Annotated in this window: 30 protein-coding genes; 14 read left to right on the top strand and 16 right to left on the bottom strand. The window is 58.8% G+C overall.

Annotated elements, in window-relative coordinates:
* Positions 1 to 26 precede the first annotated feature (26 nt).
* Together J1G33_RS16025 and J1G33_RS16020 are read left to right on the top strand one after the other, a co-directional pair.
* Complete coding sequence (locus tag J1G33_RS16025) at positions 27 to 479, top strand: MarR family transcriptional regulator (RefSeq protein ID WP_223018397.1); 453 nt, start codon at positions 27 to 29, stop codon at positions 477 to 479.
* Positions 480 to 646: 167 nt separating this feature from the next.
* Complete coding sequence (locus tag J1G33_RS16020) at positions 647 to 1,066, top strand: organic hydroperoxide resistance protein (protein WP_005786430.1); 420 nt, start codon at positions 647 to 649, stop codon at positions 1,064 to 1,066.
* Between the two features lie 65 nt (positions 1,067 to 1,131).
* On the opposite strand, the gene J1G33_RS16015 is transcribed toward J1G33_RS16020, so the two are convergent.
* A complete protein-coding gene (locus tag J1G33_RS16015) occupies positions 1,132 to 1,704 on the bottom strand; it encodes an elongation factor P (protein ID WP_003172723.1) in 573 nt (190 codons plus the stop codon).
* Positions 1,705 to 1,753: 49 nt separating this feature from the next.
* Positions 1,754 to 2,887, bottom strand: coding sequence for an elongation factor P maturation arginine rhamnosyltransferase EarP (gene earP / locus J1G33_RS16010; RefSeq protein WP_103735056.1), 1,134 nt, complete (start codon positions 2,885 to 2,887; stop codon positions 1,754 to 1,756).
* Between the two features lie 132 nt (positions 2,888 to 3,019).
* Between earP and J1G33_RS16005 the strand changes: the two genes are divergently transcribed.
* Both J1G33_RS16005 and J1G33_RS16000 read left to right on the top strand, forming a co-directional pair.
* On the top strand, positions 3,020 to 3,388 hold the full coding sequence (locus tag J1G33_RS16005) for a hypothetical protein (protein WP_005786426.1): 369 nt from the start codon (positions 3,020 to 3,022) through the stop codon (positions 3,386 to 3,388).
* Between the two features lie 5 nt (positions 3,389 to 3,393).
* The gene (locus tag J1G33_RS16000) at positions 3,394 to 3,876 is read left to right on the top strand and encodes a GreA/GreB family elongation factor (protein ID WP_005786425.1); all 483 of its coding nucleotides are present in this window, start codon (positions 3,394 to 3,396) and stop codon (positions 3,874 to 3,876) included.
* A 5-nt stretch (positions 3,877 to 3,881) separates the two neighbouring features.
* On the opposite strand, the gene cysB is transcribed toward J1G33_RS16000, so the two are convergent.
* The 5 genes from cysB to J1G33_RS15975 form a co-directional block, all read right to left on the bottom strand.
* Positions 3,882 to 4,856: an HTH-type transcriptional regulator CysB gene (gene cysB, locus J1G33_RS15995; RefSeq protein ID WP_005786423.1), complete on the bottom strand. Its 975-nt coding sequence runs from the start codon at positions 4,854 to 4,856 to the stop codon at positions 3,882 to 3,884.
* A gap of 103 nt (positions 4,857 to 4,959) precedes the next feature.
* Positions 4,960 to 5,460 carry a universal stress protein gene (locus tag J1G33_RS15990; protein ID WP_032877135.1) on the bottom strand — a complete coding sequence of 167 codons (501 nt, stop codon included), beginning with the start codon at positions 5,458 to 5,460 and terminating at the stop codon, positions 4,960 to 4,962.
* Positions 5,461 to 5,508: 48 nt separating this feature from the next.
* Entirely contained in the window at positions 5,509 to 6,426 is a 918-nt protein-coding gene (locus tag J1G33_RS15985; protein ID WP_005786420.1) for a 5'-nucleotidase, read from the bottom strand.
* 15 nt (positions 6,427 to 6,441) lie between these two features.
* Positions 6,442 to 7,404 (bottom strand): putative 2-dehydropantoate 2-reductase, encoded by a 963-nt coding sequence (locus J1G33_RS15980; protein WP_223018396.1) that lies wholly within the window; start codon positions 7,402 to 7,404, stop codon positions 6,442 to 6,444.
* On the bottom strand, positions 7,401 to 7,787 hold the full coding sequence (locus J1G33_RS15975) for a hypothetical protein (protein WP_005786417.1): 387 nt from the start codon (positions 7,785 to 7,787) through the stop codon (positions 7,401 to 7,403). Before J1G33_RS15975 ends, J1G33_RS15980 begins: the two co-directional genes overlap by 4 nt.
* Here J1G33_RS15975 and J1G33_RS15970 point away from each other — a divergent pair.
* Positions 7,786 to 8,220, top strand: a complete 435-nt coding sequence (locus tag J1G33_RS15970; RefSeq protein WP_078820697.1) for a pilus assembly protein PilZ — start codon at positions 7,786 to 7,788, stop codon at positions 8,218 to 8,220. The genes J1G33_RS15975 and J1G33_RS15970 overlap by 2 nt on opposite strands.
* A 130-nt stretch (positions 8,221 to 8,350) precedes the next feature.
* The gene (locus J1G33_RS15965; protein WP_032877137.1) at positions 8,351 to 9,427 is read left to right on the top strand and encodes a 3-deoxy-7-phosphoheptulonate synthase; all 1,077 of its coding nucleotides are present in this window, start codon (positions 8,351 to 8,353) and stop codon (positions 9,425 to 9,427) included.
* A gap of 75 nt (positions 9,428 to 9,502) precedes the next feature.
* Here J1G33_RS15965 and J1G33_RS15960 read toward each other — a convergent pair whose 3' ends face one another.
* Positions 9,503 to 9,784, bottom strand: coding sequence for a GNAT family N-acetyltransferase (locus J1G33_RS15960; RefSeq protein WP_003189869.1), 282 nt, complete (start codon positions 9,782 to 9,784; stop codon positions 9,503 to 9,505).
* A gap of 613 nt (positions 9,785 to 10,397) precedes the next feature.
* On the opposite strand from J1G33_RS15960, the gene oprI reads away from it, so the two are divergent.
* Positions 10,398 to 10,649, top strand: coding sequence for an outer membrane lipoprotei OprI (gene oprI, locus J1G33_RS15955; RefSeq protein ID WP_003172710.1), 252 nt, complete (start codon positions 10,398 to 10,400; stop codon positions 10,647 to 10,649).
* Positions 10,650 to 10,720: 71 nt separating this feature from the next.
* On the opposite strand, the gene J1G33_RS15950 is transcribed toward oprI, so the two are convergent.
* From J1G33_RS15950 to J1G33_RS15940, 3 genes are all read right to left on the bottom strand, one after another.
* Positions 10,721 to 11,683, bottom strand: coding sequence for a L,D-transpeptidase family protein (locus J1G33_RS15950; RefSeq protein WP_032877138.1), 963 nt, complete (start codon positions 11,681 to 11,683; stop codon positions 10,721 to 10,723).
* A 78-nt stretch (positions 11,684 to 11,761) separates the two neighbouring features.
* Positions 11,762 to 12,055, bottom strand: a complete 294-nt coding sequence (locus J1G33_RS15945) for a hypothetical protein (RefSeq protein ID WP_003189866.1) — start codon at positions 12,053 to 12,055, stop codon at positions 11,762 to 11,764.
* A gap of 58 nt (positions 12,056 to 12,113) precedes the next feature.
* Positions 12,114 to 12,719: an arylesterase gene (locus J1G33_RS15940; protein WP_223018395.1), complete on the bottom strand. Its 606-nt coding sequence runs from the start codon at positions 12,717 to 12,719 to the stop codon at positions 12,114 to 12,116.
* Positions 12,720 to 12,729: 10 nt separating this feature from the next.
* Between J1G33_RS15940 and J1G33_RS15935 the strand changes: the two genes are divergently transcribed.
* Both J1G33_RS15935 and J1G33_RS15930 read left to right on the top strand, forming a co-directional pair.
* The gene (locus J1G33_RS15935) at positions 12,730 to 13,413 is read left to right on the top strand and encodes an ABC transporter ATP-binding protein (RefSeq protein ID WP_005786391.1); all 684 of its coding nucleotides are present in this window, start codon (positions 12,730 to 12,732) and stop codon (positions 13,411 to 13,413) included.
* Positions 13,413 to 15,923 carry an ABC transporter permease gene (locus J1G33_RS15930; RefSeq protein ID WP_223018394.1) on the top strand — a complete coding sequence of 837 codons (2,511 nt, stop codon included), beginning with the start codon at positions 13,413 to 13,415 and terminating at the stop codon, positions 15,921 to 15,923. Before J1G33_RS15935 ends, J1G33_RS15930 begins: the two co-directional genes overlap by 1 nt.
* Positions 15,924 to 15,961: 38 nt before the next feature.
* Here J1G33_RS15930 and greB read toward each other — a convergent pair whose 3' ends face one another.
* Together greB and J1G33_RS15920 are read right to left on the bottom strand one after the other, a co-directional pair.
* Positions 15,962 to 16,441, bottom strand: a complete 480-nt coding sequence (gene greB, locus J1G33_RS15925; RefSeq protein ID WP_005786387.1) for a transcription elongation factor GreB — start codon at positions 16,439 to 16,441, stop codon at positions 15,962 to 15,964.
* Positions 16,442 to 16,553: 112 nt separating this feature from the next.
* The gene (locus J1G33_RS15920; RefSeq protein ID WP_078820694.1) at positions 16,554 to 17,552 is read right to left on the bottom strand and encodes a hypothetical protein; all 999 of its coding nucleotides are present in this window, start codon (positions 17,550 to 17,552) and stop codon (positions 16,554 to 16,556) included.
* A gap of 238 nt (positions 17,553 to 17,790) precedes the next feature.
* Between J1G33_RS15920 and J1G33_RS15915 the strand changes: the two genes are divergently transcribed.
* The 3 genes from J1G33_RS15915 to J1G33_RS15905 are packed head-to-tail and all read left to right on the top strand — an operon-like array spanning position 17,791 to position 21,197.
* Positions 17,791 to 18,717: an ABC transporter ATP-binding protein gene (locus J1G33_RS15915; protein ID WP_032877142.1), complete on the top strand. Its 927-nt coding sequence runs from the start codon at positions 17,791 to 17,793 to the stop codon at positions 18,715 to 18,717.
* Positions 18,714 to 19,439 carry an ABC transporter permease gene (locus J1G33_RS15910; RefSeq protein WP_103735052.1) on the top strand — a complete coding sequence of 242 codons (726 nt, stop codon included), beginning with the start codon at positions 18,714 to 18,716 and terminating at the stop codon, positions 19,437 to 19,439. The genes J1G33_RS15915 and J1G33_RS15910 overlap by 4 nt, the downstream gene beginning before the upstream one ends.
* A 15-nt stretch (positions 19,440 to 19,454) precedes the next feature.
* Positions 19,455 to 21,197: a Gldg family protein gene (locus J1G33_RS15905; RefSeq protein ID WP_223018393.1), complete on the top strand. Its 1,743-nt coding sequence runs from the start codon at positions 19,455 to 19,457 to the stop codon at positions 21,195 to 21,197.
* Positions 21,198 to 21,201: 4 nt separating this feature from the next.
* Here the strand turns inward: J1G33_RS15905 and J1G33_RS15900 are convergent, their stop codons facing one another.
* The 3 genes from J1G33_RS15900 to J1G33_RS15890 all read right to left on the bottom strand — a co-directional run bounded on the left by J1G33_RS15900 (position 21,202) and on the right by J1G33_RS15890 (position 23,730).
* Positions 21,202 to 21,510: a hypothetical protein gene (locus tag J1G33_RS15900; RefSeq protein WP_032877145.1), complete on the bottom strand. Its 309-nt coding sequence runs from the start codon at positions 21,508 to 21,510 to the stop codon at positions 21,202 to 21,204.
* 259 nt (positions 21,511 to 21,769) lie between these two features.
* A complete protein-coding gene (locus tag J1G33_RS15895) occupies positions 21,770 to 22,204 on the bottom strand; it encodes a DoxX family protein (protein ID WP_032877146.1) in 435 nt (144 codons plus the stop codon).
* Positions 22,205 to 22,308: 104 nt separating this feature from the next.
* Complete coding sequence (locus tag J1G33_RS15890; protein ID WP_223018392.1) at positions 22,309 to 23,730, bottom strand: transglycosylase SLT domain-containing protein; 1,422 nt, start codon at positions 23,728 to 23,730, stop codon at positions 22,309 to 22,311.
* Positions 23,731 to 23,966: 236 nt separating this feature from the next.
* Between J1G33_RS15890 and J1G33_RS15885 the strand changes: the two genes are divergently transcribed.
* Both J1G33_RS15885 and J1G33_RS15880 read left to right on the top strand, forming a co-directional pair.
* Positions 23,967 to 24,773 (top strand): TatD family hydrolase, encoded by an 807-nt coding sequence (locus tag J1G33_RS15885; RefSeq protein WP_223018391.1) that lies wholly within the window; start codon positions 23,967 to 23,969, stop codon positions 24,771 to 24,773.
* Between the two features lie 96 nt (positions 24,774 to 24,869).
* Entirely contained in the window at positions 24,870 to 26,351 is a 1,482-nt protein-coding gene (locus tag J1G33_RS15880) for a methyl-accepting chemotaxis protein (protein WP_032877149.1), read from the top strand.
* The last annotated feature ends 220 nt before the right edge of the window (positions 26,352 to 26,571 follow it).

Genomic DNA, 26,571 nt, shown 5'->3' with positions numbered 1-26,571 from the left:
CAGACACGCTTTTACGAGGCACCCCAATGAGTAAAAACCCTGATCCCTGCCAATCGCTGCTGCTGGACAATCAGCTGTGCTTCGCCTTGCATTCCACCTCGTTGCTGATGACAAAGGTGTACAAACCCTTGCTCCAGGCGCTCGGCCTGACCTACCCGCAGTACCTGGCCATGATGGTGCTGTGGGAAGAGGATGCTTTGACCGTCAGCGAAATCAGCAGCCGCCTGCTGACGGACCCCGGTTCACTCACGCCATTACTCAAACGCCTGGAAGCCGAGGGCCTGCTTAGCCGCACCCGTAGCCGCGAAGATGAGCGGGTGGTGGTGGTAGAGCTGACCGACGCCGGGCGTGCCTTGCAGGGCAAGGCCAAGGATGTGCCCCAATGCATCCTGGGCGCCAGCGGGATGCAGCTTGCGCAATTGCGCAAGCTGCAAGCCGACCTGATCGCGTTGCGCGGCAATCTGCAAAGCGCTATTTAGAAAACAGCAAATCACTTGAATGTGGGAGGGGCGGTGCGCCCTCCCACATTAAATTTCAGCAAGTCAAAAACATTTATCTTGCGCGCAAAACATTAGCGCTATACATTGGCCCTACCAACTACTTAGCGCGCAAATATTTAGCGCTAACAATCAAAGAGGAACGCCCCATGCAAACGCTCTATACCGCTGTAGCCACCGCCACTGGCGGCCGTGATGGTCGCGCTGTTTCCAGCGATAACATCCTCGACGTCAAACTCTCTACCCCCAAGGAACTGGGCGGTGCTGGTGGCCAGGCTACCAACCCGGAGCAACTGTTCGCCGCGGGCTACTCCGCTTGCTTTATCGGGGCGCTGAAATTTGTCGCCAGCCAGACCAAACGCAAAATCCCGGATGACGCCTCTATCACCGCCCACGTTGGCATCGGTCAGATCCCCGGCGGTTTCGGCCTGGACATCGACCTGCACGTCAGCCTGCCGGGCCTGGCCCAGGAGGATGCGCAAAGCCTGGTCGACGCCGCCCACCAGGTATGCCCTTATTCCAACGCCACCCGTGGCAACGTGGATGTGCGCTTGCATGTAACAGTCTGATAAACAGACGCCCACAAAAAAGCCCGACACCAGGTCGGGCTTTTTGCGTACCGGCGGGGCCAGAATTACTTCTTGGCGCGACCTTTGTACGAACCACCTTCGCGGGTGTCGATCTCGATCAGGTCGTCGATTTCGATGAAATCGGCCACTTGCAGTTCGGTACCGTTGCTCAGCTTGGCAGGCTTCATCACCTTGCCCGAAGTGTCGCCGCGAGCGGAACCTTCGGTGTAGGCAACCTTACGCACGATGGTAGTCGGCAGCTCTACGGACACCAGGCGCTCTTCGAAGAAAATCGCTTCGCAGACGTCTTCCATGCCTTCTTCGATGAACGGCAGAACGGCTTCGATATCTTCAGCGTTCAGCTCGTACATGGTGTAGTCGGTGGTGTCCATGAACGTGTAGGTGTCGCCGCTGATGAAGGACAGGGTCGCTTCCTTGCGGTCGAGGATCACGTCGTCCAGTTTGTCGTCAGCGCTGTAGACGATCTCGGTCTTGTAACCGGTCAGCAGGTTCTTCAGCTTGGTCTTCATGATTGCGCTGTTACGACCAGACTTGGTGAACTCAGCTTTCTGAACCAGCCAAGGGTCGTTTTCGAGACGGATCACTGTACCGGGTTTCAGTTCTTTACCAGTTTTCATTGCATATATCCGAAATTTGGATGGGATTTACAAAAATCAAGGTGGCGTATCATATCCAACTTTCATAAAACTGTACCAGCGCCGTCGCAAGATCGGCCTGCAAGCCTTGTTCCAGACACCAGTTCTGCGCGTGCTCATTCACCTCGGGCCAGTGTTCCAGCAGCATTTTCCAGGACTGTGCCATGTCGCCATCAGCGTTCCAGGCTTGCCAAAGCGCAAAGACAGCCGCTTTGGCGGCAGGCGAGAGTGCAGCGGTGTACAACTCAAGGAAGGCATCCAGTTTGTCCAGGTGGATGTCTTCATCCTGGCGGTAGATATGCCACAGCAACGGCCTCCCCGCCCATTGGGCGCGCACGAAGGAATCCTCACCGCGCACGGCGTTGAACTCGCAACACCACAGCAAATGGTCATATTGCTCCTGGCGCATGAATGCAATGACCTGCACCGTCAGCGCCCCGCGTACCTGGATGTCTCCCGCCGACAGGCTGGTCACGCCCAACCAGCGTTGCACATCCCCCAGAATTCGCCCTTCCGGCACCAGCAAGTGAGTGGCACGCCCATCCTTGGCGAGCACGTCCAGCCAACCGGCCAGCCCAGGATTCTCATAGGCAAACAATGAGATCAATCGTGCCCCGCCCACAGGAGACACGCCCAGGCTCTGCAGGAATTGTCGTTGCGCAACGTCATCCTGCTGAAAAGCCTGGCGTCGCTCCACCAACCCGGCTTCACGCAGCAAACCACCGGTACCAGGACGAAAGCCGGGGAAGAAAAAGTACTTCTGCACCCCCTTGAACTTCACCGAAGGCAGGCGATGACAACCCACCACCCAGTCTTCTGCGCTGAGATAATCCAGGTTCATCCACAACGGCGGGCGCTCACGCTCGGCCATGCGCTCCATGTAGTGCGGCGGCAGCTGGCAGGCGAATGCAGCAATCACCACATCGGCCGACTGCGCGCCCGGCCACTCGGCCGGCCAGTGCCGCACCTCTACGCCCTCTTGCCATTGCTGGTCCATCTGCACATCAATGTGCGGGCACATGCGCTCGAACGCCCGCAGGTCATCGACCCACAAGCGCACCTCACAACCATGCTCCGCCACCAACTGTCGGGCCAGGCGCCAGGTCACGCCGATGTCGCCGTAGTTGTCGACGACGCTGCAAAAAATATCCCAGCGGGCTTTCATTCCGGGCTCCATCGTCCAAAGGCTCGATTGTCCGCATAAATGCGCTGATGCAGAAGGCTTGATCGCGATTATTCTGCACGGCGGCTGTGCGACAATCGGCACCACGCCGTCAATGTCTGCAAGGAGGCCATCATGTCCGACCGTCAGCTGTCACTGTTCAAGCTGTGCATCGCCATTGCCGCAGGCGTGTGGCTGGGGTTTATCGCCATTGCGCTGACCGCCTGGCTGGCAACTCGCTATCTGTTTCCCCAAAGCCTGGCACCCGTGGCCCAGGCGGTTCAGCAGTTGGGCGAGCCGGCCGCAGTTGTGCCGCAGCCACCGAACCGCATGTTCGAACAGTATCAACAAAACCTGCAAAAGCAGGAACAACAACAGGCCCTGGACCAGGCCCGCAGCAATGCGCGCAACCTGTCCAACCCCAAATGCCAGTTCTGGCTGCAACAGGACCAGAACGCCCCCAGTGAAAAGACTCGGGCCAATGTCCTGCAATTTTGCGATTGAAGACCATGAATAAACACGCCGTCCTCCAGTTGATCCTGGAAAAACTTACCGCCGACCTCGATATTGCCCAACGCGCCGCGCAGACTGCCTACGAAACCGCGACCCACGAAGAAAACATCGCCGAGAACAAATACGACACCCTGGGGTTGGAGGCGTCATACCTGGCGGCTGGGCAGGCCAAGCGGGTCGAGGAGATCAAGCAATCGCTGACGCTGTGCCAGAACCTTCAGTTGCGAGGGTACGATGAACAACGCGGGATAGAAGTCGGGGCGCTGTTGGGCCTGGAAGACGAGAACGGTCGCCAGCAATGGCTATTTTTGGCGCCGGATGCGGCAGGGTTGAAAGTCGATGTGGTCGGGCAACCGGTGACCGTCATCACCCCGCGCTCGCCCCTGGGCAAAAGCCTGCTCGGCAAGTTTGAAGGCGATGAGGTAGAGATTCTGGTGGCAGGCGCCCGGCAACACTTTATGGTTACCGAGGCCCGATAAATCACTCAGTGGACGGGCAATTCAACGCCGTCGAACAAATCTTCCAGCTCTTGCTTGTTGTGGCACTGGATCGCCTTGGCCATGACTTCGCGGGTCAGGTGCGGTGCGAATTTCTCGATGAAATCGCACATGAACCCCCGCAGGAAGGTGCCGCGACGGAAGCCGATCTTGGTCACGCTCGACTCGAACAATTCGCTGGCATCCAGCACCACCAGGTCTTTGTCGAGGTTGGTGTCGACCGCCATCTTGGCGACGATCCCGACGCCCAGGCCCAGGCGAACATAAGTTTTGATCACGTCGGCATCCGCCGCGGTGAACACCACTTTTGGCGTCAGACCACGATGACTGAACGCTTCGTCGAGCTTCGAACGACCGGTAAACCCAAATACATAAGTCACAATCGGGTATTCGGCCAGGGCTTCCAGCGTCAGCTTCGGCAGCTTGGCCAAGGGGTGCCCCTGGGGCACGACCACGCAGCGGTTCCAGCGGTAGCACGGCATCATCACCAGGTCGCCGAACAGCTCCAGGGCCTCGGTGGCGATGGCAAAATCGACGGTCCCATCAGCGGCCATCTCTGCGATCTGCATCGGTGAACCCTGGTGCATGTGCAGGGCTACGTCTGGGTATTGCTTGATGAAATCGCGAATCACCGGCGGCAATGCATAACGCGCCTGGGTGTGGGTGGTGGCGATCGACAGGGTGCCCTTCTTTTCGTTGGAGAATTCCTGGGCGATCTGCTTGATGCTCTCGACTTTACGCAAGATCTCGCCAGCGGTGGTGATGATCCGCTCGCCAGCCGGGGTGACGCGGGTCAGGTGCTTGCCACTGCGAGCGAACACTTCGACGCCCAACTCGTCTTCGAGCAGGCGGATCTGCTTGCTGATACCGGGTTGCGAGGTGTAAAGGCTTTGAGCGGTAGCGGAAACGTTGAGGTCGTGGTGCGCCACTTCCCAGATGTAGCGCAGTTGTTGAAGCTTCATATCAATCCCTCAAAGCAGATAGACGCCACGGGTATCAGCGACGATATATAACTATATTAAAGGTTAGACAGATAAATCTAGAACTTTTTATCGTTTTTACCGATCAGCTATCTTCGCTGCGTCTACGCTGCAGCGACGGCACCAGATAAACCGGCACCGGAGACAGCTGCAACACGCGAGCAGCGGTGCGCCCCAAGGGCACGGCCACGCCGGTTGCCTGGCTATGACTCCCTACGATCAGCAAGTCGACGGAAAGTTTTCGCAGTTGGTCGAGAATCACCTCGCAGGTATCCCCTTGGATCACCCTGACCGAACGAATCAATTGCAGGTCCTGCTCCCCTTCTCCCAACTCATCGCGAAAGCCGTCCAATACGCGCTGTTCGATGGTCGCCATGACCGTGCTCACCCCCTGGCTCTGCCATTCGCTCAGCGCCTTCTCATCAAGGTAGCTCTGTAATACTGATTCGGCGAACAACCCGATGGGCTCGACCACATGGATCACATACAGGTCAGCCTTGAACGTTCGCGCCAGCGCCAGCGCATGTTGCATCACGTACGGCGCATACAGACCCAGGTCCGTGGCATACAACATCGAACGAATCATAGAACCTCCTGGACTGCCAGGATGGCGGAGATTGAATGAGCTTAGCAGCTAGCTCTCGGTCTGGATTCTCAACTCGTTACTGATGCCATGGGGCACATGCCCGGTGGCCACCACCTCCCTGGCTTTCTCGCAATGCCCGGCCTGGTCATCAAAAAATACATCGGCCGCAAAGGCCTCCAGGAAGGCGGATTTTTCCAGCCCCCCGAGAAACAGCGACTCGTCCAGGCGGATATCCCACTCACGCAGCGTACGAATTACACGCTCATGGGACGGCGCCGAACGTGCAGTGACCAGCGCCGTGCGGATCGGGCAGGCGTCATCGGCAAACTCGCGCTGCAACAGGTTGAGCGCCGCCAGGAAGCCTTTGAACGGGCCGCCGTGCAACGGCTGGCGCGCCGACTCCCGCTCACTGGCCTGAAAGGCTTCCAGCCCGCCAGCCTGGTAGACACGCTCGGACTCGTCGGAGAACAACACTGCGTCGCCGTCGAATGCGATGCGCAGTTCTTCGCTCGAAGCCCGACGCGCACCGCCCGACAGAATCGTCGCCGCGGCAAAACCGGCATCCAGGGCGCTGCGCACATCTTCAGCATGGGTGGAGAGAAACAGATGACAACCGAAGGCAGCCAAATAAGGATAAGGACTACGCCCGCCGACGAAAGCGGCGCGCGAAATGTCCAGGCCGTAATGCTGGATCGAGTTGAACACCCGCAACCCGGTATCGGCACTGTTGCGCGACACCAGTACCACCTCAACCCGCGCACGGCCCAAGCTGGCATTCAGGCTCAGCAGTTTTTTGACCAGCGGGAAGGCATCGCCGGGCTCGAGGGTTTCTTCCTCGTGTTCGATCTGGTATTTGCGGTAAGCCTCAACACCTTCAGCCAGGTAGACCTTGTGACTGTCACTGAGGTCGAACAGCGCCCGCGAGGAAATCGCCAGCACCAGCTTGTCACCTAACCCCTTTGCCATGGTGTCTCCCCCCAATCAGCGATTGTGCCGATCAATAAAACTCAAGGCCTGGAACAGCGCCTGCATACGCGGCAGCTCGCAACCGGCCGCCCTCGCAGCGGCCAGGGGCCTGGCGTAGATCGCCGCCAATTCCAATGGGCGCTTATGCACGTGATCGTGATACATGCTGGGCAAGTAATCGTCCATGGTTTCGGTCATGGCAAACATCTGCCCTGCGTAGCTGACGGGAATTTCATGGCCGCAGGCACGGGCGCCTTGCACCACTTCGGCCATCAAGGCCTGGATCAATTCGCGGCTGGACTCATCCGCCATCATGGCCTTGGTTCCCGTGCCCAGCAACACAGACAGGCCGTTATACGGCACGTTCCACACCAGTTTATGCCAGCGCGCCTGATGCACGTTGGCCATGGCCTGGGACTCGATGCCGGCCCGGTGAAACAGCCCCGCGCCTTCTTCGACAATTGCCTTTTGCTGCGCCTCATCGTTGGCAGCCGTACCGCTGTGATACCCCAGGTTGACCCGGCCCAGTGCCTGATGCTCGACCACACTCGGAGCGGACCGGTACACGCCGATGTAGCACAGCCCGCCGAGCAGGTGCAGCGACGCTGGCAAATGTTCACGCAGACTGTCCTCTACATCGAGGCCGTTTTGCAGCAGCACCACCTTGGCATCCGGCGCCGCGACCTGGGCGATAGTAGGCGCCAGGTCCACGTTGCCGGTGGATTTGGTGCCCACCAACAGCCAGTCGCATGAAGGCATGTCGGCGGCGCAGGCATAGGCCTGAACCGGATGCAGGTGCAACGGGCCATGCACCGTGCTGTTGACGTGCAGGCCCTGTTGACTGACCGCTGCATATTCGCTGCGCAACAGGAAATGCACATCGAAGCCAGCACGCGCCAGCATCAAGCCGTAGTAACCACCAATGGCACCCGTGCCAATAATGCCAATGCGTGGCGACGGGGATGAAAGGGCTGTCATGGCAAATCCTCTGGTGTGCGTGTGAGCGCCTGGTTTACACATTTGGCGAGGTCGGATGCCGTAAGCCGTGTCTGTAATTGCCCGAGGAACTGACCCTCGCACACCAGGAACAACGCCGGCAAATGAAAGATCTGGTAGCGTTCGACTGCACCGCCATTGTGCCCGGCATCAACCCAGCACACGCGGTCCACCGGCAGCGGCCAGCTCGGCAGTTGCTGGCGTGCCCAACGGCAACTGGAGCAGCCGACACTGGTAAACACTACCAGCGAAATACCTGGCAATCCCAGCAATTGCTGGTCAATATCCAGGTCGGTCAATTCCAGTTCCTTCACTATACTGCTGCCACTGCCGTCAACCGGACGGCGCTCGGAGTCCGTGTACATGGGTCGTTTTTTACCTCACCCTGATGATGTCGCTGTCGAGTTGATCCAACGTCCCTCTCCTGCCCTGCCCCGTCAACGCCTGCACACTATCGGCCGCGGCGGCGTCGCCTGCAATTGGCCGCGAGCCTGGCGCCCAGGCACGGCGGTCGACCTGCATATCCCCTCCCTGGGGCCCAGCGCCCGTTATCCGGGCTATGTAGCCTGGTGCCGCAAAGGCGAAAACGCTTATCGCGTCGGTATTTGCTTTACCGATGAGCACGCCTTGTTCGGTGCGCGAATGGGCGAGCAAGTGTGCCAGATCGAACGTTACTGTCGCCTGCACGAAAACACCGAGCCAACACCTGCGCAACTGGAAGCCATGGCCCGTGACTGGGTGTCGCGCCACGCCGCCGAGTTCTCCAATGAGGCCGTTGTGCAATCGGCGCTGGATTAAACCGGGCTTTGCCCATTGTCGCGGGCCCGTGTTACGCGCTAAGGTTCCTCCCCCCTGCATTCAAATCATGCTGTGCCCGCCGCACGGGGATGGCTGGCGGCCGGCACCCGTGACCCTGGCGAGTAACACGATGGCTGATTTACCGATCAATGACCTTAACGTCGAATCCAACGAGACCCTGATCACACCCGATCAGCTCAAGCGCGAAATCCCCCTGAGCGACGCTGCCCTGCAGACCGTCACCAAGGGTCGCGAAGTCATCCGTGACATTCTCGATGGCACCGACCACCGTCTTTTCGTGGTGATCGGGCCTTGCTCGATCCACGACCTCAAGGCTGCCCACGAATACGCCGAGCGTCTCAAGGTGCTGGCCGCGGAAGTGTCCGACACCCTGTATCTGGTGATGCGCGTCTATTTCGAGAAACCGCGTACCACCGTCGGCTGGAAAGGCTTGATCAACGACCCGTACCTGGACGACTCGTTCAAGATCCAGGACGGCTTGCACATCGGGCGCAAACTGTTGCTGGACCTGGCTGAAATGGGCCTGCCCACTGCCACCGAAGCGCTGGACCCGATCTCCCCGCAGTATCTGCAGGACCTGATCAGCTGGTCGGCCATTGGCGCACGCACCACCGAATCCCAGACCCACCGCGAAATGGCGTCCGGCCTGTCTTCGGCCGTAGGCTTCAAGAATGGTACCGACGGCGGTCTGACCGTGGCGATCAATGCCTTGCAATCGGTCTCCAGCCCTCACCGTTTCCTGGGTATCAACCAGGAAGGTGGCGTCTCCATCGTCACCACCAAGGGCAACGCCTACGGTCACGTAGTGCTGCGCGGTGGCAACGGCAAGCCCAACTACGATTCGGTCAGTGTCGCACTGTGCGAACAGGCGCTGAACAAAGCCAAGATCAAGCCAAACATCATGGTTGACTGCAGCCACGCCAACTCCAACAAGGACCCGGCCTTGCAGCCACTGGTGATGGAAAACGTCGCCAACCAGATCCTGGAAGGCAACCAGTCGATCATCGGCTTGATGGTCGAAAGCCATTTGAACTGGGGTTGCCAGGCAATTCCAAAGGATCTGGCCGATTTGCAGTACGGCGTGTCGATTACCGATGCCTGCATCGACTGGGCGGCTACCGAAAACACCCTGCGCAGCATGCACGCCAAGCTCAAGGACGTGTTGCCCAAGCGCAAACGCAGCTGAACCACGCATTTTTCTGGATCAGACGCACACAAAAACGCCGGGCTAAGCCCGGCGTTTTTATTGGCAACTGGTCAGTTACAGCTTTGCGGCATGGCGCTGGTGGCGCTCCATGTAGCGTTCGACATACGAGCACGACGGGATCACCGTGTAGCCGGCCTCTTCGGCAAACTTCAAGGCTTCTTCTGTCAACGCGGCGGCAATGCCTCGTCCGCGCAGCGCGTTGGGCACGAACGTGCGATAGATATCCAGCGTCTGCTTCCCGAGGTCCATATAGGTCAGATAGGCACGATGACCGTCCACATTGGTCTCGAACTGATGACCAGCCTGGTCATGGTGGATGGACAACGCCTCGCTCATCACTACTCCTCGCGGGTCTTGAATATTGACCCTACCTTACCGATGTTTTTCCGGCGAAGGAACATCTACGCCACCCCGTGCCGGTTTCGACAACGAAAAAACCCTGAGCGCTCACAGCCAGCACGTAGGGAATAGTAGGCACCAATCCTGCAATTGCTCAAGGCGCACTCATCATTCCCTGCCCCGGCTGGATATATAGAAAGGGCCTCGATCAACCGTTGACCGATAGCCTGAACATTGCCGGCAGTTGAAGCTTGAGACGAACTGCCGCTCTTAAAGTCACCTCTAGATGCGCAAAAGATGCCAGCCGGAGTAAAGCCGATGGCAACGAAAGTGCCCGCTTCGATATATAAATTTTCATCTGTTTACAAGGCTTAACACATGCGGGCCGGCCCTTTCAGCCTGGATCCAATGTCGATCGAGATGAAAAAAATTGGACAGTTTTCATACAAACCTTCAAAAGGTTAGCCAAAATAGATTCGGCACAGGAATTTTTTTTGCTTCTTGCGCAACGTCAGTTTACTTACTACAAGTAATGGGTAGTATGTACGCCGGCTATTAGCTCACTCTGAGCAAGTAGCCATCTAATTGAAAGTCCTTGAAGGGGAACACGATGAACAACGTTCTGAAATTCTCTGCTCTGGCTCTGGCCGCAGTTCTGGCTACCGGTTGCAGCAGCGTCTCCAAAGAAACCGAAGCTCGTCTGACTGCAACTGAAGACGCAGCAGCTCGCTCCCAGGCTCGTGCAGACGAAGCCTACCGTAAAGCTGATGAAGCTCTGGCTGCTGCTCAAAAAGCACAACAGACTGCTGACGAAGCTAACGAGCGCGCTCTGCGCATGCTTGAGAAAGCAAGCCGCAAGTAATAATCCTTCGGGGTTGTTATCAAGCCGATCCATTTATGGGTCGGCTTTTTTTTGCCTCGCGCTTGACGCGCCTACAGGTCGGCCGGCGTGCTGGAGGCCACCGGCGCCGCGCCCGGCACGCCAATCTCGGTCGGCAAACCATCCTCGGCCGCGACCACATCACGCACCTGGTCCCAGTTCACGCGCAGGTTGTTGGACAGGTCTTCACGCTTGAGCAACGCGTTGATGACCGCCGTGTGCTTGTCGACCACCGAAGGCGTGCCGTCATCGTTCAACGGGGTATGAGCTTCAAGGTAGACCTTGCCACCACTGCTGCCGAACTTGTAGGCGTCGTTGATAATGCGTACCGAGGTGCCCACCGGCACCATGCCGGCCATTTCCAGTACGTTGTTATTGAACATGCGGAAACAGCCGTGGCTGGTACGCGTGCCGATACCAAATTTCATGTTGGAGCCATGGATCAGGTAACCCGGCGTGCCCAGCGTGAACTTGAACGGCCCCAGCGGGTTATCCGGACCGGCAGGCACCACGTTGGGCAGCGGGTCACCGTTGGCGGCGTGCTCGGCCTTGATCGAGGCCGGTGGCGTCCAGGTCGGGTTCGGCGTTTTGGCGATGATACTGGTGTGGGCGATCGGCGAGCCCCAGCCTTCACGGCCGATGCCCAGCGGGAAGGTGTAGACGACGTCCTGGCCCTTTGGATAGTAGTAGAGTCGGTACTCGGCCAAATTGATCACAATGCCTTCCCGTGGCCCCGGCGGCAGGATAAAACGTGTCGGCAGCACAATATCGGTGCCCGCGCCCGGCAGCCAGGCATCGACGCCGGGGTTGGCCGCAACCATTTCCGAGTAGCCCAGGTCGTACGTGGTGCCCAGGTCGGCAAAGGTATCTTCGTACTTGGCCTTGATGACCTGGACCTGACCGACAATGTCCTCGCCTGGCGGCGGCAGGGGCAACTGCAAGGCTGCCGCCGGACCGGCCGCACAAAGCGCAGCGAGAGACAGGCAGCAGGTGACGACGGAAAGGCGCGACAACATCCGGAAAATCCTTCGCAAGACGACGGGTAGGGAAAAATTGATTGTATACGGCTTCGCAGCGCCAGGCTTCAAGCTGTTTTATAGCTCGAACCGCAGCTCCGGCCAGATCGGCGGCGTGCCGCGCTTTTGCGATTCCAGAATCGCCCGGCACAACGGGCACAGGCGCTGATCCTGGAAGATCGAGCGATTCACCGACGACCAGCGTGGCTGCGCCGGCAATAAAGTGCCACAGAGCGTGCGGTCGATCGAGCCGCCCAACTCCAATTGACGCGCCACCAGATGCACCCGAACTTCCTGACAGGCGAACAGATCCAGCTGCTCGTCCGGCTCGATCAGTTGGTAGTTAAACAGGGACCAGGCAGGGCGCGACATCGAGGGCTCCAAATCAGGGGGGCGCCACCTTAGCCGAAAGCCTGCCGGTAGAAAAGCGTCATAACAGCGGTTTTAGCGCCGGCCAGACATTTTCCAGCAACTTGCCTTGGGCCGCGACCGCCGGGTGCAATTGATCAGCCTGCATCAGCTCTGGATGACCGCCCACCCCCTCAAGGAAAAACGGCACCAGGGGAATGTCATTTTCCTTGGCCAACTCACCATAGACTTGTGCAAATGCGGTGGTGTATCGAGGCCCGTAATTGGGTGGCAACTGCATACCCAGCAGCAGCACCTTGGCACCGCCAGCCTTGGACTGGTCAATCATCGACGCAAGATTTTGTTTCAATTGCGCCGGCGGCTGCCCGCGCAAGCCATCATTGCCCCCAAGTTCGATAACCACTACGTCAGGCTTATGCTCTGCAAGCGCCGCAGGCAGGCGTGCGAGGCCACCCGCACTGGTGTCGCCACTGAGGGATGCGTTGACCACTTTGTCGTCAAAACCCTCCTGCTTGAGCTGTTGCTCCAGCAGCGCAACCCACCCTTTGCGGGTATCCAGGCCGAAACCGGCACTGATACTATCGCCAACGATCAGGACTGTACCCGCCGCTGCGTTCTGGGCCATGCACATCAAGGCCAGGCCAGCACTCAAAAACCACATTCGCATCGGATTCTCCATGGGCGCAAGCATTCTCACCGCGCGAAACCTTAGCAAAGTGGTTCCCAGCGCGGAAGGTGAACTGACTATCCTGCACGAACTGAGCCTGGAACTGAACAAGGGCGATAGCCTGGCTATCGTCGGTAGCTCCGGTTCCGGTAAATCCACCCTGCTGGGCCTGCTGGCCGGCCTCGACCTGCCCAGCAGCGGCGAAGTCACTCTGGCGGGGCAAGCCTTGAGCACGCTTGACGAAGACCAGCGTGCACGCATCCGTGCCGAACATGTGGGTTTCGTCTTTCAATCCTTCCAACTGCTCGACAGCCTCAACGCACTGGAAAACGTGATGCTGCCGCTGGAGCTGGACGGCCGCAAGGACGCCCGCGAGCGTGCCCGGCATCTGTTGGAACGTGTGGGTCTGGGCCAGCGCCTGACCCACTCGCCGCGCCAACTGTCCGGTGGCGAGCAGCAACGGGTCGCCATTGCCCGCGCGTTTGCCGCCGAACCGGACGTGCTGTTTGCCGACGAACCCACCGGCAACCTCGACAGCCATACTGGCGAGCGCATCAGCGACCTGCTGTTCGAGCTCAATAAAGAGAGCGGCACGACCCTGGTACTGGTCACCCATGACGAGCGCCTGGCCCACCGTTGCCGACGCCTGATCCGCCTTGAAGCCGGCCTGATGGTCGCGCCCCTGGAGCCTTGATGGCACGTTTGCCGCTGTTGCGCCTGTTCAGCCTTGCCATGCGCCAGTTACTGCGCGACGCCCGCGCAGGTGAACTGCGCGTGCTGTTCTTTGCCCTGCTGGTGGCCGTGGCGGCCAGCACCGCCATCGGCTACTTCGGCGCGCGCCTCAACGGCGCCATGCTGTTGCGTGCCACCGAGTTCCTCGGCGCCGACCTGGTGCTCGAAGGCAGCTCACCTGCCCGCCCCGAGCAAATCAGGTCCGGGGCCGAACTGGGCCTGGATCACGCCCGCATCGTGGAGTTCTCCAGCGTTATCGCCACGGACAATGGCATTCAGCTTTCCAGTATCAAGGCCGTCAACGAGCAGTACCCCTTGCGCGGCGAGTTGAAAAGCAGCGCCGAGCCCTTCGGTACGCAAACGCAGGGCGGCGGCCCCAAACCCGGTGAAGCCTGGGTGGAAGCAAGGCTGCTGACCGCGCTGGACCTGAAAGTCGGCGACAGCATCGATGTCGGCATGAAGACCCTGCGCCTGGCGCGTATCCTGACGTATGAGCCCGACCGGGCCGGCAACTTCTACAGCCTCACGCCCAGGGTGATGATCAACCTGACCGACTTGGACGCCACCGGAGTAGTCCAGCCAGGTAGCCGTGTGAGTTACCGCGAACTGTGGCGCGCCCCGCAAGGCAGCACGGCGCTGCAAACCTATCGCGACTTGATCAAGCCTGGCCTTGCCGCCAACCAGCGACTGCAGGACTCGCGCGATGGCAACCAGCAGATCGGCGGCGCCCTGGGCAAGGCCGAGCGCTACCTGAACATGGCCAGCCTGGTGGCCGTGCTGCTGGCCGGCGTAGCCGTGGCACTGTCGGCCAACCGATTCGCCAGTCGTCGTTTCGATGCCAGCGCGTTGTTGCGCTGCCTGGGATTGTCACGACGTGAAGCCATGTTGCTGTTCAGCCTGCAACTGAGCGTACTGGGCTTGCTGGCAAGCCTGGTCGGCGCCCTGCTCGGCTGGCTGGCGCAATTTGGTTTGTTCTATTTCCTCCACGACCTGCTGCCCGCCGATGTGCCGCCGGGCGGATTGCTGCCGGCCGTCGCGGGGATCGGCACCGGGCTGGTCGCCCTCGCAGGCTTCGCCCTCCCACCACTGGCGGCACTGGGGCGCGTACCGCCGCTGCGGGTATTGCGCCGCGATTTGCTGCCCATCCCCTCAAGCACCTGGATGGTCTACGGCGCGGCGCTGTTTGCCTTGGGCCTGATCATGTGGCGCCTGAGCCTGGACCTGGTATTGACCTTCGCTCTGCTGGGCGGCGGCGTGGTCGCGGCATTGTTCCTTGGCGGCTTGTTGCTGCTGATGTTGCAAAGCCTGCGACGCCTATTGGCTCGCGCCTCCTTGCCCTGGCGCCTGGGCCTGGGCCAATTGCTGCGCCACCCGCTGGCGGCGGCAGGCCAATCCCTGGCCTTTGGCCTGATTCTGCTGTCCATGGGATTGATCGCACTGTTGCGGGGCGAATTGCTCGACACCTGGCAAAATCAACTGCCCAAAGACGCGCCCAACTACTTCGCATTGAATATCCTGCCGGCCGACAAGGACACCTTTGGCGCCCGCCTGCTGGAAGTACAGGCGCAAGCGGCACCGTTGTATCCGGTAGTGCCGGGGCGATTGATCAGCATCAACGGCGAACCCGTGCAAGAGATTGTCAGCAAGGACTCCAGTGGCGACCGTGCGATTCAACGCGATCTGAGCCTGACCTGGGCTGCCGATTTACCTCCGGGTAACGCCCTGACGGCGGGCGCCTGGTGGTCGGCGCAACCAAGCGATGAGATTCCTGGCGTGTCGGTGGAAGCCAAGGTGGCCGAGAGCCTGAAACTCAAGCTCGACGACCATTTGCTGTTCACCATCGGCGGGGAAAACCGCGAGGCACGGGTCACCAGCCTGCGGACCATCAACTGGGATAATTTCCAACCCAACTTCTTCATGATCTTTCAGCCCGGCACCTTGAAAGGCTTACCCGCGACCTACCTGACCAGTTTCTACCTGGCACCCGGTCACGACCAACAGATCGTCGATCTTGCACGGGCCTTCCCGGCTGTCACTATCCTGCAGGTCGAAGCGTTGCTGGAGCAGTTGCGCAGCATCCTTGCCCAAGTGACCCTGGCGGTGGAGTACGTGCTGTTGTTTGTGTTGGCGGCGGGCATGGCGGTGTTGTTCTCCGGCTTGCAGGCCACTCTGGACGAACGCATCCGCCAGGGAGCCTTGCTGCGAGCCCTGGGTGCCGAGCGCAAATTGCTGATCAAGGCGCGACGCATTGAGTTCGGCCTGCTGGGGGCCGTCAGTGGCCTGCTGGCGGCATTGGGCACCGAACTGGTGACGTGGGTGCTGTACCGCTACGCCTTTGACCTGGCGTGGCACCCCCACCCGTGGCTGCTACTGCTACCCGTGATCGGGGCCGTGCTGATCGGCGCTGCCGGGGTATTCGGCACGCGTCGCGCACTGAATGCCAGCCCGCTGACCGTATTGCGCGAAGGCTGAGACCTGGCTGGCCCGTGCTCGGTTCAGAGCACGGGCCATTATGCCTGCTTCACATATTCAATCTTGGTGATCCACCAGCACACCTCGCCGCCTGGGGTGTGCACGATTGCCTCATCGTCCACCTCCTTGCGCAGCAGAGCCCGTGCCATGGGCGAGTCGATGGAGATGTAATCCATTCGGTCATAAATCTCGTCATAACCCACGATACGAAAACGCTTGGTGTCACCCTGTTCGTTTTCGATTTCGACCCATGCGCCGAAAAACACCTTGCCCTCCTGCTCGGGCATGTATTCCACCACGCGCATATCTTCCAGGCGTTTACGCAGGTAGCGCACCCGCCGGTCAATCTCCCGCAACAGTTTCTTGTTGTACTGGTAGTCCGCGTTTTCACTGCGATCGCCCAGGGAGGCCGCCCAAGTCACTTTGCGCGTGGTGTCCGGACGCTTTTCCCGCCACAGGTAGTCCAACTCTTTTTTAAGCGCTTCATGGCCTTCTTTGGTAATCAGCTTGGTACTCAAACGCTTGCATCCCCAGGCAGTGTCCAATGGTGCCAAATACGCCAGGCATCATGCCCAGGCGTTGGCTGGCTGGGGGTGATGATAAATGAACCTGGGCGGCGAGCCCATCGGCTTATCCCTGGCCATCCAGGACCTGATCCAGGCCAAAGAGCGTCCCGTGCAGATGCTGGCGCACTCCTGACAGCTGCGACATCATCATCGCCAGCTTTTCCGCCTTTTGGTTGACCTCTGATTGCTGATCCTGCAATTGAGTATGACGCTGCTCCAGCTCTCGGTGTTTTTCGTCCAATTGGCTTTGCTGCTCTTGCAGCCGCATCTGCCACTGCTCAAGTTGCTCTTCCTTTTCGAGGACAGCGCGTTTTTTTTGCGTCAGCTCCTGAGCGACCTTGGCGAGATTGCTCAGGGTGCTGTCCATCTCAAGCAAAGACTCTTGCTCCAGCGGCGCAGGCTCCTCAAACGGTGGGACTTCAGGCTGTTCAACCTGAAAAGGCACCTTAACTGCCTCAGCGGGCGCCTGCGGCATCTGCACAAACGATGGCACCGGTTCTTCCACGATATCTTCAACCACAGGCTGTGGCGCAATCCTGGGTGGGGTTGGGTTGCGTGGCGGTGCAACCATTTGCGATGAGAAGCGGATCGACGGCACGATCACCGTACTACTTTCGATGGCAGGCAACGCAGGGGCTGACATGCCCAAGGTAATCACCTTCATCACCAATGCTTTCTTGATGATCACCGAGTGGTGATCCTCGGGTCGGGCAGGCGGCAACCTGCACCCCTTCAGGTCAATGAAATGGAACGGAACTTGGGGCTCGGCAGCCGGAATCGCCTTGGAGCCAGGTGCAGCCGCCTGCGTCAGAACCTGCTTGAAGACCTGCATCGCCACCTGCAAATCCTCCTTCGAATCAACGCCGCCCAGGAAGTAGCGTTCAAGCTTTTTACGCAGAACCGCGATGTAGACCCTGGAATGACCAGGTTCGGCTTCTTCATCGAGGCTATACACAAGAAAGTTCGACGCCGTTTGGGCGACAGCAAACCCACAGAGCAACGCACCGTTTACAGGTGCCTGCGCATCGCTGCGCTCAAGAACAAGAGTACGTAGAAGCATCATGGCGATCAGGCCTCGTTACAAAAGAGAAAACCTTATATAAACATCAGATAAACATCCGAACATTAATAAGCCCTCCAAACAAAACAATTGTTTCAGCGAATTATCGAGCCGAACGTAGGATTCTTCTTATAAGTCGCGCCGTGCGTTCCCAACCACAACTAATGAACGTACTCTTTTTAAGGCCCTTCCCTATACAGCGCCGCTTCGCACACGCCCCGAACACTTATTCGGTAACGACATGATCGAGATAAGCAACTTAACAAAACAGCTGGGCAGAACAAGCGCAATTACCAACATCTCCTTCAGTGCGCAGCATCAGGAATGCGTGGGCCTGCTGGGAGAAAGTGGCGCAGGGAAAACGACCTTATTGAACTTGATCGCCGGTACGATCAAACCGACTTCTGGGCAAATCAATATTCTGGGGTTCAATACCCAAACTCATTCACTTCAAGCCAAAAAAGCCATTGGCTATCAACTTCAAGGCGGACTCACCCACCATAGAATGTCCGTCAAAAACATGCTTAATTTTATTGCGGCCATTCGTGGTTTGAGGGGCCTGGAAAAGCGCAGCCAGGTAGAGCAGGTAGCCGCACGGCTGGACCTGATGCCCGTGCTCGACTGCCCCGCCGACATACTGCCCCCTGATTTGAAGCGCAGGGTTGCATTGGCCCAGGCATTAGTCCATTCCCCAAGCCTGCTCCTGCTCGATGAACCCACGCAAGGGCTATGCCCTGATCAACGGCTCAAGTTCAGCGCACTCATCAAGTCCCTGACCGAGGACATGACGGTCATTATCGCCTCCCGCCACTACCACGAACTGACGGACATGTGCACCCGTGCCCTGGTCATCGCCGGTGGCCGCCTGGCCGCCGATGCTTCGCTGGCGGATCTGCAGCGCAGTTCCCGGCATTTCCAGGCGGTGACCCTGGCATCAGACAGCCCCTTGGATTTACTCGCACTTGCCGTATTACCCGGTGTCGCGGGCATCGAGGAGGACCGACATGCACAGGGCAAGGTGACTGTCCTGGCCATGCCCGGGCACTCCATCTTCCCCTCGATTAACGCGCTTATCGCACATCGCGGCTGGAACATAACGTCTTTGAGCCTGGAGCCGGGTCGCCTGGGCGATGTCGTTCACCATCTGAGCCAGGAGATACCTGCTTGAGACTGCTACCTGTTATTTTCAAGCGTCAACTCGCCAGTTATGCCTGCTCACCAAGCACTTACCTGAGTGTGGCGGTTTTCCTCGTGCTGTGTGCGACATTGGGATTGGACACCCAGCAATGGATGGAGCGAAACAGCAGCGATTTGCAGGCTTTCTTCGAACTGCACCCCTGGCTTTATCTATTGTTGGTCCCCATTTTATCGACGCAGTTGTGGTCGGATGAATACAACAGCAGCTTTTGCGACACGCTGAAATCCTTGCCTGTCACCGCCACTGAACAGGTGGTCGGAAAATTCATGGCAGCCTGGACCGTCTGCGCCATTGCCTTAATGTTTAATTTCCCTTTGGTGATCGCGGTCAACTATTTGGGCACACCGGATAATGCCGTTATCGCGTCACAATTCCTGGCCAGTTGGTTGTTGGCCGGAAGTTATCTCTCGGTGGGCTGCTTCATCTGTGTACTTGCCAAGCAACGCATCATTATTTTCCTGCTCACGCTGGGCTTATTGCTGATTGCCAGCGCGCTTTCCTCAATGCTGGATGCACTTGATAGCCAGACACCCATTTGGATTATCGACAGCCTGATGTCCCTTGACCCTATTGCTCGCTTTAGCACGATGGATAACGGCAAACTGACACTGCATGACGGCTTTTACTTTATAAGTATGATCCTGGCTTTTCTCTTTGCGACGACCATCACACTCAACTACAAGAACAGCTGAGAAGGAAAGCCACTGATGGGATCCGCTCTTCGTGCGGGTATGACCTTACTTGTCATATCGCTACTGTTTCTGGCCTTCAATCTGGTCTGGGTACCGAAACTACCCAATATCCGCTGGGACTTTTCACACACACAAATGCATACCTTATCGTCATCAACGCGCCAACTGCTGACAACACTTGAAACCCCACTGGACCTGTATTACTTCAATGCGATCAATGCCCCTCAACGGAGCCAGGCAGTGAGTCGTTACGGCCGTCGCGTTGAAGACATGCTCAAGGAAGTCGAAAAAGCGGCCAACGGCATGATCAATCTACATGTCATCAACCCAACGCCTTTTTCAGAAGACGCTTACAAAGCCGGTTTGTTTGGCCTGGATGACACGCAAGGATTCCTAGGCCTTATTGGCACCCGTGCCGGACATAGCGCGCAACGCATTGACCTGTTCAGTCCTGAGCATGAGTCATTGCTTGAATATGAAATCAGCCACCTGCTCCACAAACTCATGCACCCTGAACGTCCCACTATCGGCCTGCTGTCGGGACTGGCGCTACATGAACCTGCCGGCGAACTACTGGAACAGATGCGCGAACAATTCAACGTGGTGGAACTGGCATCGACCATCGCTCAAGTGCCGTCATCGATAAGTACATTGATGGTCGTACAGCCCGGTGCCCTGCCCGAGCAGGCTCTGTATGCCATTGAGCAAGCGGTAATGAGAGGCGCAACGCTGATGGCCTTTATCGACCCGGTGAGCGAGATAGCTGCGCAAGCCATAACGACCAACGCCAGGCTGGATGCGCTGCTCACTGCATGGGGTATACAAATGCCTGCGGACAAGCTGTTGGTCGATAATATTTACGCCTCATCGGCTACGCCCGGCCCCGGAATGCCAAAGGTACTGCACCCAGCCAGGCTGGAACTTCCACGGCAGGCAATGAACCCGACAGACCTGAGCATCTGGAACCTGGATGCCGTGACCGTGTCCAGCAGCGGCGCCCTCTCCCTGTCCAACAAAAATCGTACGCTGCTGACCCCCTTGCTACAGAGCTCCCGGCAGTCCGCACTGCTGGATGCAGGGCGCTTTGCTTCTGCGACCACGTTCGACTCACTCATCGATGAAACCGCCACGACAGGAGAGCGCCACGTGATTGCCGCCCGTGTCGAGGGCCCCGCTTATTCGGTATTTCCCGACGGCCTCAAGGGCCAGCCACCGGGGATGCAACACGCCGAGCAGATCCAGGTGGTGGTCGTGGCCGACACTGACGTGCTCGCGGACGCTGTCAGCAACGCTCAGCCCAACGGTAATGCGCAATTTGTATTGAATACCCTGGATAACCTGGCAGTTCCGGAGATACTCAGGCGCATCCGACCGCGCGTCATCACCCAGCCACTGCACAGGCTCGAACACATGCGCGAAGAAGCCGCACAGGCTTATCGCAAAAGTGCGGTTGAACTGGAGCGACGACAAGAGCTCACAGAGCAAGCATGGCAAAGGCTGAATCCAGGGCACGCAAGCCTGGTCACACAGGCCGTGGATACCAACACCCAGTTGCAGGCACTCAACAAGGAACGCCTGCAATTGCCCATCGAGTTGCATGCACTCAAAGCCCAGGCATACGCGCCCTTGCAGCGTTTCGAGCGATACCTTAAAGGGCTGATGATCGCCACGATGCCGTTACTGTTATGCCTGATTGCCTGGGGACTTTCCCTCCACCAACGTCGACGCCGATCAGCCGCGCCAGCGGTCTATGACTGACGGCTCAACGCCGCGCAATCAACCCCTGGCGGGCAATACGCGTCAGTTGGTGAATCACTTCATGGGCGTCGCCGGCATTGGGCGCCTGGATCACTGCAAGGTCGAAACTATTGCTGGCAAAACGAGCCAGGGATTCGCCGTCCTCGACAAACTGGATCAGGAACGCCGAGGGCCGACCGCTACGGCGTGGCCAGCCGTCCAGATAACGCAGGAGCGTCGGCTGGTGTTTACCACCCAGGAGGATTTTCGGATTGCGTTGAGTCAGGTCCGCGGTAATCGGGGCCAGGCGTATGAGAGGGCGTGGTGCATTCATCGTGTCGTGTCTCTGCCTCAAAAGTCTGCGGGCAGGTGAGAGGCAACACCGAACCAGCGCTTTAGCGGTATTTCGAAGAGCGCCCTGGGTGAGGATACGGACTTCTATCGGGCTGCATTGAGTCCCAGTGGCGCCCCGCAATTAGCTGTTTAAATCGGCGCATGAACAGCATCCTAGAGAAGCCGGTGGGGCAGTGTCAAGAATCCCGAGCAACGAAAAGGCCCGCAGATGCGGGCCTTTTCCGGGACATGCAAACAGATCAGTCAGTGATGGCGCGATCAACCGACAGTTTGCCCGCACCTTCGAGCAATACCGCCAGCGCCCCGCCGAGCAAAGCCAAAGCAAATTCATACCCGTTGTTGGCCATGAACAAGCCGTTATGGATATGCACCGAGAAGATCGCAACCAGCGTGAGGAAGGTCAGGCCCAATGCTGCCGGGCGAGCGAGCAAACCAATGATCAGGGCCAGGCCGGCGAAAAACTCGGTACCGCCCGACAACACTGCCATCAGGGTACCCGGCGTCAGGCCGAGGCTTTCCATGAATTGGGCAGTACCCGCCAGGCCGCCGCCGCCAAACCAGCCGAACAGTTTTTGCGAACCGTGAGCGGCAAAGATGATGCCGACGAAGATGCGCAGGATAGTCAGGCCGTAACCGGCGCGGGTGGACAGGACGCGTGTAATCATTGGGCTCATTTAAGTAAATCCTTTTCCAGGTAGGGGTTGGTTGGCCGCTATATTAATCAGTTTAAACAATGACAAAAGCGCAAATATTGCCTAATTAATATCGATAAATTTGATTATTTGCGTAAGGCAATTTTTGCTGCAGGCGGCTCCAGGGACTCTCGCTCCCGGTCGAACGCCAAGTAATACTTGTTGACGCTATTAACATAGCTGACGCCGCCCATCCCCACCTGCTCCATGGCGATGCGTTCAACCTGGAAGAACCATTGATTGGGGTTCAGCCCGCGGCGCTTGGCCTCGGTGCGCATCCCCTGGACCCGCTCCGGGCCCATGTTGTAGGCCGCCAGCACAAAAGCCATGCGCTCGCGCTCGTTGAGCTTGGGGCTGGAGAAAAATTTACGCCGGATCAACGCCAGGTAACGTGCGCCAGCTTGCACATTGCTATCGAGACTCTCAATGTTGTTGACCCCCACCCGCTGCGCCGCCGAAGGCGTGATTTGCATCAGGCCGGTCGGGCCGCCGCTATTGCGTGCGCCTGGGTCCAGGGAGGACTCCTTGAACGCCAACGCCGCCAGGTTCAGCCAGTCCATCCCTTGCTCGCGCGCATGTTTTTGCAAGACCGGGCGCAGTTTTTCCAGACGCTGGCGGTCGGCGCGCGCCAGCGGGTTGCGCACCTGATAGAGGCGTCGGTAGATACGCTGGAACGCCACATCCTGATCGGCAGGGGTTCGATAGGTCTTGAGAAATCGGTCAATGCTGGCGCGCAGCATCGAAGCGTCCTGGCGCACGAACCAGAACTCGTCACCCGGTTCGCTGATTACCACCTGCTTGTCAAAGCGCAGCTTGGGCAGGATTTTCGACCAGCGCTCGGCAATCGGTTTTTCAACGATCGTCAGGTGAAAAATCCCGGCCTGCACCATCTCCAGTACATCCTCTACCGCCAGGCTAGGGTCAACCCACTCCACCTTCACCGGCGCTCGTTTGTGCAGCGCCAGTTTCTGATTGACCTGACTGATGGCATCCGCCGCCGCACTGCCGGTGGTCAGCGTCAACGTGCGACCAGATAATTGCTCCAACTTGGTAAATCGTCGCTCTCCCTTGACGCCGACCAGCCACAACGGCACATCGCTGACAATCGGCTCGCTGGCGCTGATTTTGTGTATGGCCTTCACATCCAGCAACTCGCCGGGCGCCACCAGGTCGCCTTCGCCACGGGCCAACGCGCCGAGTAACTGGTCCTTGGCCTTGGGGATGATCTTGAGGTTGATTTCCTGGCCATCGCGGGCGTGACCGTTGAGGTACTGTTCGAAGGCACGCAACCGATGGTATTCGACGCCGATGGCCTGGCCCTGCACTTCACCGGAGCTGTTGCGGCTCTGGTTGACCAGTACGCGCAGGGTGCGACTGGAACGAATTTGCGCCAGGTCACGCACCTTGCCAGGCTTGGTGACTTCCAACGGCCCGTCCAGACGTGCGACCGCCGCCATGGGCAGCAGTAACGTCAGGCACAACACAAGCATCGCCGAGGGTCGGATCATCCGCTCTCCGGAAAGAATACTGGCCAGCGCCTTCACGAATAACAAAGTGCTGGAGGTCAGAAACAGAGCGCTCTATGCGCTGGCAAGGCGCGCAACGGCGACACAGTGACAGGCAACTGGCCAACCACAATGTCGCTTGCGACGTTCAAAGACAGCGATAACGCGTTGTAGTTCTTGGTTTTTCTTATAAATCTACAGCTCTGATATGCTTTCCGGCCGCAGGCGGAGATAGCACCATGCAACTCATTGATATCGGCGTCAACCTGACCAACCCCAGTTTCGACGAGAGGCACCAGGCTGTCCTCGAACGCGCCTACGCCGCTGGCGTGCAGCAATTGGTGCTCACCGGCACCAGCATCGAGGGCAGTGAACAGGCCCTGGAGCTGTGTGCAAAACTTGATGAAAGCGGCCAGCGCTTGTTCAGTACCGCTGGCATCCACCCTCACTCTGCCAGCGACTGGAACGGCGACAGTGCACAGCGCCTGCGTAGCCTGTTGGGAGAAAGTCGGGTGCGTGCCGTGGGCGAGTGCGGGCTGGATTTCAACCGCGACTTCTCCCCTCGCCCCCAGCAGGAAAAAGTCCTCGAACACCACCTGGCCCTGGCCGTCGAGCTGAAACTGCCGGTGTTTCTCCACGAGCGCGACGCCAACCAGCGCCTGCTGGAGATCCTCAAAGACTACCGCGACCACCTGCCCGCCGTCGTGGTGCACTGCTTCACCGGTGAACAAGCGGCGCTGTTCAGCTACCTGGACCTGGACTTGCATATCGGCATCACCGGCTGGATCTGCGACGAACGCCGTGGGACGCACCTGCATCCGCTGGTCAGGGAAATTCCCAGGGGCCGCCTGATGCTGGAAAGCGACGCGCCGTACCTGCTGCCGCGCACCCTGCGCCCCAAGCCAAAAAACGGTCGCAATGAACCGGCGTACTTGCCCGAAGTCCTGCGCGAAGTGGCCTTGCACCGTCATGAAACCCTCGAAGACCTGGCATTGCACAGCACCGCCTGCGCCCGCCGTTTTTTCGGCTTACCTGATGTGGATTGATGCCGTGCATTGACGCATGTCAAAAACGCTTTTCTGAGTAGCGGCACAATAATGGCACCTTGCCAATACTGTTTCCGCTATCAGAGAAAACCTTCCATGGGTGCCTGGCTTAGCAATATCTCGCTTAAGTACAAATTCTGGGCCGTCAATGCGGTCGCCTTCATTACCACCCTGCTGCTGGTGCTGTACGCGGTACAGCTTGAGCAACAGGCACGCAGCCAGGCATCCCAGGCTTCGGCCCAGGCTCAGGGGCGGTTGCTCAGCGCCTGGCCAGCCGACAAAGCCCTGCCCACCGGCGAGCAATGGCTGGCCTATGCCCAGGGGCAAATCCCACAATTGGGCGACCAGCCTCTTCCAGCCTTGAGTACTGCCAGCGGCTGGGTCGAACTCAATCACATGCCGCTGTTGGGCAAAAACCCACTGATAGGCGCCGAGGTGATCGATCGCGTTGACGGTCAACACGTCGCCGTCCTCGCCTACGCACCCAGCCTTGGCCAAGTGTTCAGCGAGCGCTTCGCCAACTATGCCGTCGCCGTGGCAATCCTGATGCTGGCCATGCTCGGCGCCTCACAACTGTTGATCCGCTTCCTGCTCAGCCAACTCAACACCCTCAAGGACGTGATGCTGCACGTCGAGAAAACCGGCGACCTGTCGGCACGCGTACCCTTGGCCTGCAAGGACGAAGTCGGCCAGATGGCCAGTGCATTCAACGCCATGCAGGCCGGCTACCAGCGCGTGGTCAACACCGTGGCACGCACCGCCCGACAACTGGATGACGGCGCCGCACGCCTGGCCAGCAGCATGAACGAGGTGCAGCACGGTATGCTCGGCCAGCAGAGCGAAACCGACCAGGCCGCCACCGCCATCAATGAGATGACCGCCACCGTCCACCATATCGCCCAGCACGCCGGCGCTACCCGCGACCTGTCCCAGACCGCCGACACCCTCGCCGGCAGCGGCCAGGAGGTGGTCATCCGCGTACAGCGTTCAATCGCCGGGCTGTCCAACGGCGTACAACAGACCGCCGAAATGATCCAGAAACTGGCCCAGGACAGCCAACAGATCAACGGCGTGGTCGGGGTGATCCACAGCATCGCCGAACAGACCAACCTGCTCGCCCTCAACGCCGCCATCGAAGCCGCCCGCGCCGGGGAAATGGGCCGAGGTTTCGCGGTGGTTGCCGACGAAGTTCGCAACCTGGCCAAGCGCGTGCAAAGCTCTACCGACGAAATCACCCGCATGGTCTCGGCATTGCAAGCCGGTACTCGCGATGCGGTGGACTTTATGCAGGAAAGCTCATTCAAGGCCGACGACTGCGTACAACAAGCCCAGGAAGCTGGCGCCGCACTGGCGCAAATCACCGGTGCCGTGGCGCAGATGCGCGAAAGCAATACTCAGATCGCCGTCGCCGCCGAACAGCAAAGCCATGTGGCCGAAGAGATGAACCGCGCCGTGGTGAGTATTCGCGATGTCACCGAAAACACTGTACAGCAGACCGTGTCGTCGGCGACCACCAGCAATGAACTGGCGACGTTGGCGGGTGAGTTGAGCAAGGCGATTGGGCAGTTGAAGCTGTAAGACTGTTCCACCTGTAATCCGATTCCTACCACCAAGCCTCGGTTTACCTGAAGTTTAGGCGAAACTTCCTCGCCATCTCCGCGAATAACGCCGACTTCTTTTACCCAAGAACCTCTGCAAAGTCCCTCGCCTGATTGAACAGTGCGAGGGATTGCAGATGGTTGTTTTCGTTAGAGCCCTGGTTGACAGGGCTGGCTCTTGATTCCGGTGATCGCTGGCT

The sequence above is a fragment of the Pseudomonas sp. P867 genome, assembly GCF_019891455.1.
Classification (GTDB): domain Bacteria; phylum Pseudomonadota; class Gammaproteobacteria; order Pseudomonadales; family Pseudomonadaceae; genus Aquipseudomonas; species Aquipseudomonas synxantha_A.
Note: the sequence above shows the minus strand (reverse complement) of the source record. Positions and strands in the feature narration are given on the sequence as shown.

Bases quoted from the DNA above. Each gene is read 5' to 3' on its own strand.
- cysB (WP_005786423.1), bottom strand. From the start codon at position 4,856: ATGAAGCTTCAACAACTGCGCTACATCTGGGAAGTGGCGCACCACGAC.
- J1G33_RS16000 (WP_005786425.1), top strand. From the start codon at position 3,394: ATGAATAAACACGCCGTCCTCCAGTTGATCCTGGAAAAACTTACCGCC.
- J1G33_RS15930 (WP_223018394.1), top strand. From the start codon at position 13,413: ATGGCACGTTTGCCGCTGTTGCGCCTGTTCAGCCTTGCCATGCGCCAG.
- J1G33_RS15940 (WP_223018395.1), bottom strand. From the start codon at position 12,719: ATGCGAATGTGGTTTTTGAGTGCTGGCCTGGCCTTGATGTGCATGGCC.
- J1G33_RS16015 (WP_003172723.1), bottom strand. From the start codon at position 1,704: ATGAAAACTGGTAAAGAACTGAAACCCGGTACAGTGATCCGTCTCGAA.
- J1G33_RS15945 (WP_003189866.1), bottom strand. From the start codon at position 12,055: ATGTCGCGCCCTGCCTGGTCCCTGTTTAACTACCAACTGATCGAGCCG.
- J1G33_RS15960 (WP_003189869.1), bottom strand. From the start codon at position 9,784: ATGAGCGAGGCGTTGTCCATCCACCATGACCAGGCTGGTCATCAGTTC.
- oprI (WP_003172710.1), top strand. From the start codon at position 10,398: ATGAACAACGTTCTGAAATTCTCTGCTCTGGCTCTGGCCGCAGTTCTG.
- J1G33_RS15980 (WP_223018396.1), bottom strand. From the start codon at position 7,404: ATGACAGCCCTTTCATCCCCGTCGCCACGCATTGGCATTATTGGCACG.
- J1G33_RS15880 (WP_032877149.1), top strand. From the start codon at position 24,870: ATGGGTGCCTGGCTTAGCAATATCTCGCTTAAGTACAAATTCTGGGCC.
- J1G33_RS15935 (WP_005786391.1), top strand. From the start codon at position 12,730: ATGGGCGCAAGCATTCTCACCGCGCGAAACCTTAGCAAAGTGGTTCCC.
- J1G33_RS16025 (WP_223018397.1), top strand. From the start codon at position 27: ATGAGTAAAAACCCTGATCCCTGCCAATCGCTGCTGCTGGACAATCAG.
- J1G33_RS16020 (WP_005786430.1), top strand. From the start codon at position 647: ATGCAAACGCTCTATACCGCTGTAGCCACCGCCACTGGCGGCCGTGAT.
- earP (WP_103735056.1), bottom strand. From the start codon at position 2,887: ATGAAAGCCCGCTGGGATATTTTTTGCAGCGTCGTCGACAACTACGGC.
- J1G33_RS16005 (WP_005786426.1), top strand. From the start codon at position 3,020: ATGTCCGACCGTCAGCTGTCACTGTTCAAGCTGTGCATCGCCATTGCC.
- J1G33_RS15885 (WP_223018391.1), top strand. From the start codon at position 23,967: ATGCAACTCATTGATATCGGCGTCAACCTGACCAACCCCAGTTTCGAC.
- J1G33_RS15915 (WP_032877142.1), top strand. From the start codon at position 17,791: ATGATCGAGATAAGCAACTTAACAAAACAGCTGGGCAGAACAAGCGCA.
- J1G33_RS15905 (WP_223018393.1), top strand. From the start codon at position 19,455: ATGGGATCCGCTCTTCGTGCGGGTATGACCTTACTTGTCATATCGCTA.
- J1G33_RS15975 (WP_005786417.1), bottom strand. From the start codon at position 7,787: ATGTACACGGACTCCGAGCGCCGTCCGGTTGACGGCAGTGGCAGCAGT.
- J1G33_RS15920 (WP_078820694.1), bottom strand. From the start codon at position 17,552: ATGATGCTTCTACGTACTCTTGTTCTTGAGCGCAGCGATGCGCAGGCA.
- J1G33_RS15950 (WP_032877138.1), bottom strand. From the start codon at position 11,683: ATGTTGTCGCGCCTTTCCGTCGTCACCTGCTGCCTGTCTCTCGCTGCG.
- J1G33_RS15990 (WP_032877135.1), bottom strand. From the start codon at position 5,460: ATGATTCGTTCGATGTTGTATGCCACGGACCTGGGTCTGTATGCGCCG.
- J1G33_RS15890 (WP_223018392.1), bottom strand. From the start codon at position 23,730: ATGATCCGACCCTCGGCGATGCTTGTGTTGTGCCTGACGTTACTGCTG.
- J1G33_RS15900 (WP_032877145.1), bottom strand. From the start codon at position 21,510: ATGAATGCACCACGCCCTCTCATACGCCTGGCCCCGATTACCGCGGAC.
- J1G33_RS15985 (WP_005786420.1), bottom strand. From the start codon at position 6,426: ATGGCAAAGGGGTTAGGTGACAAGCTGGTGCTGGCGATTTCCTCGCGG.
- J1G33_RS15895 (WP_032877146.1), bottom strand. From the start codon at position 22,204: ATGAGCCCAATGATTACACGCGTCCTGTCCACCCGCGCCGGTTACGGC.
- J1G33_RS15970 (WP_078820697.1), top strand. From the start codon at position 7,786: ATGGGTCGTTTTTTACCTCACCCTGATGATGTCGCTGTCGAGTTGATC.
- J1G33_RS15965 (WP_032877137.1), top strand. From the start codon at position 8,351: ATGGCTGATTTACCGATCAATGACCTTAACGTCGAATCCAACGAGACC.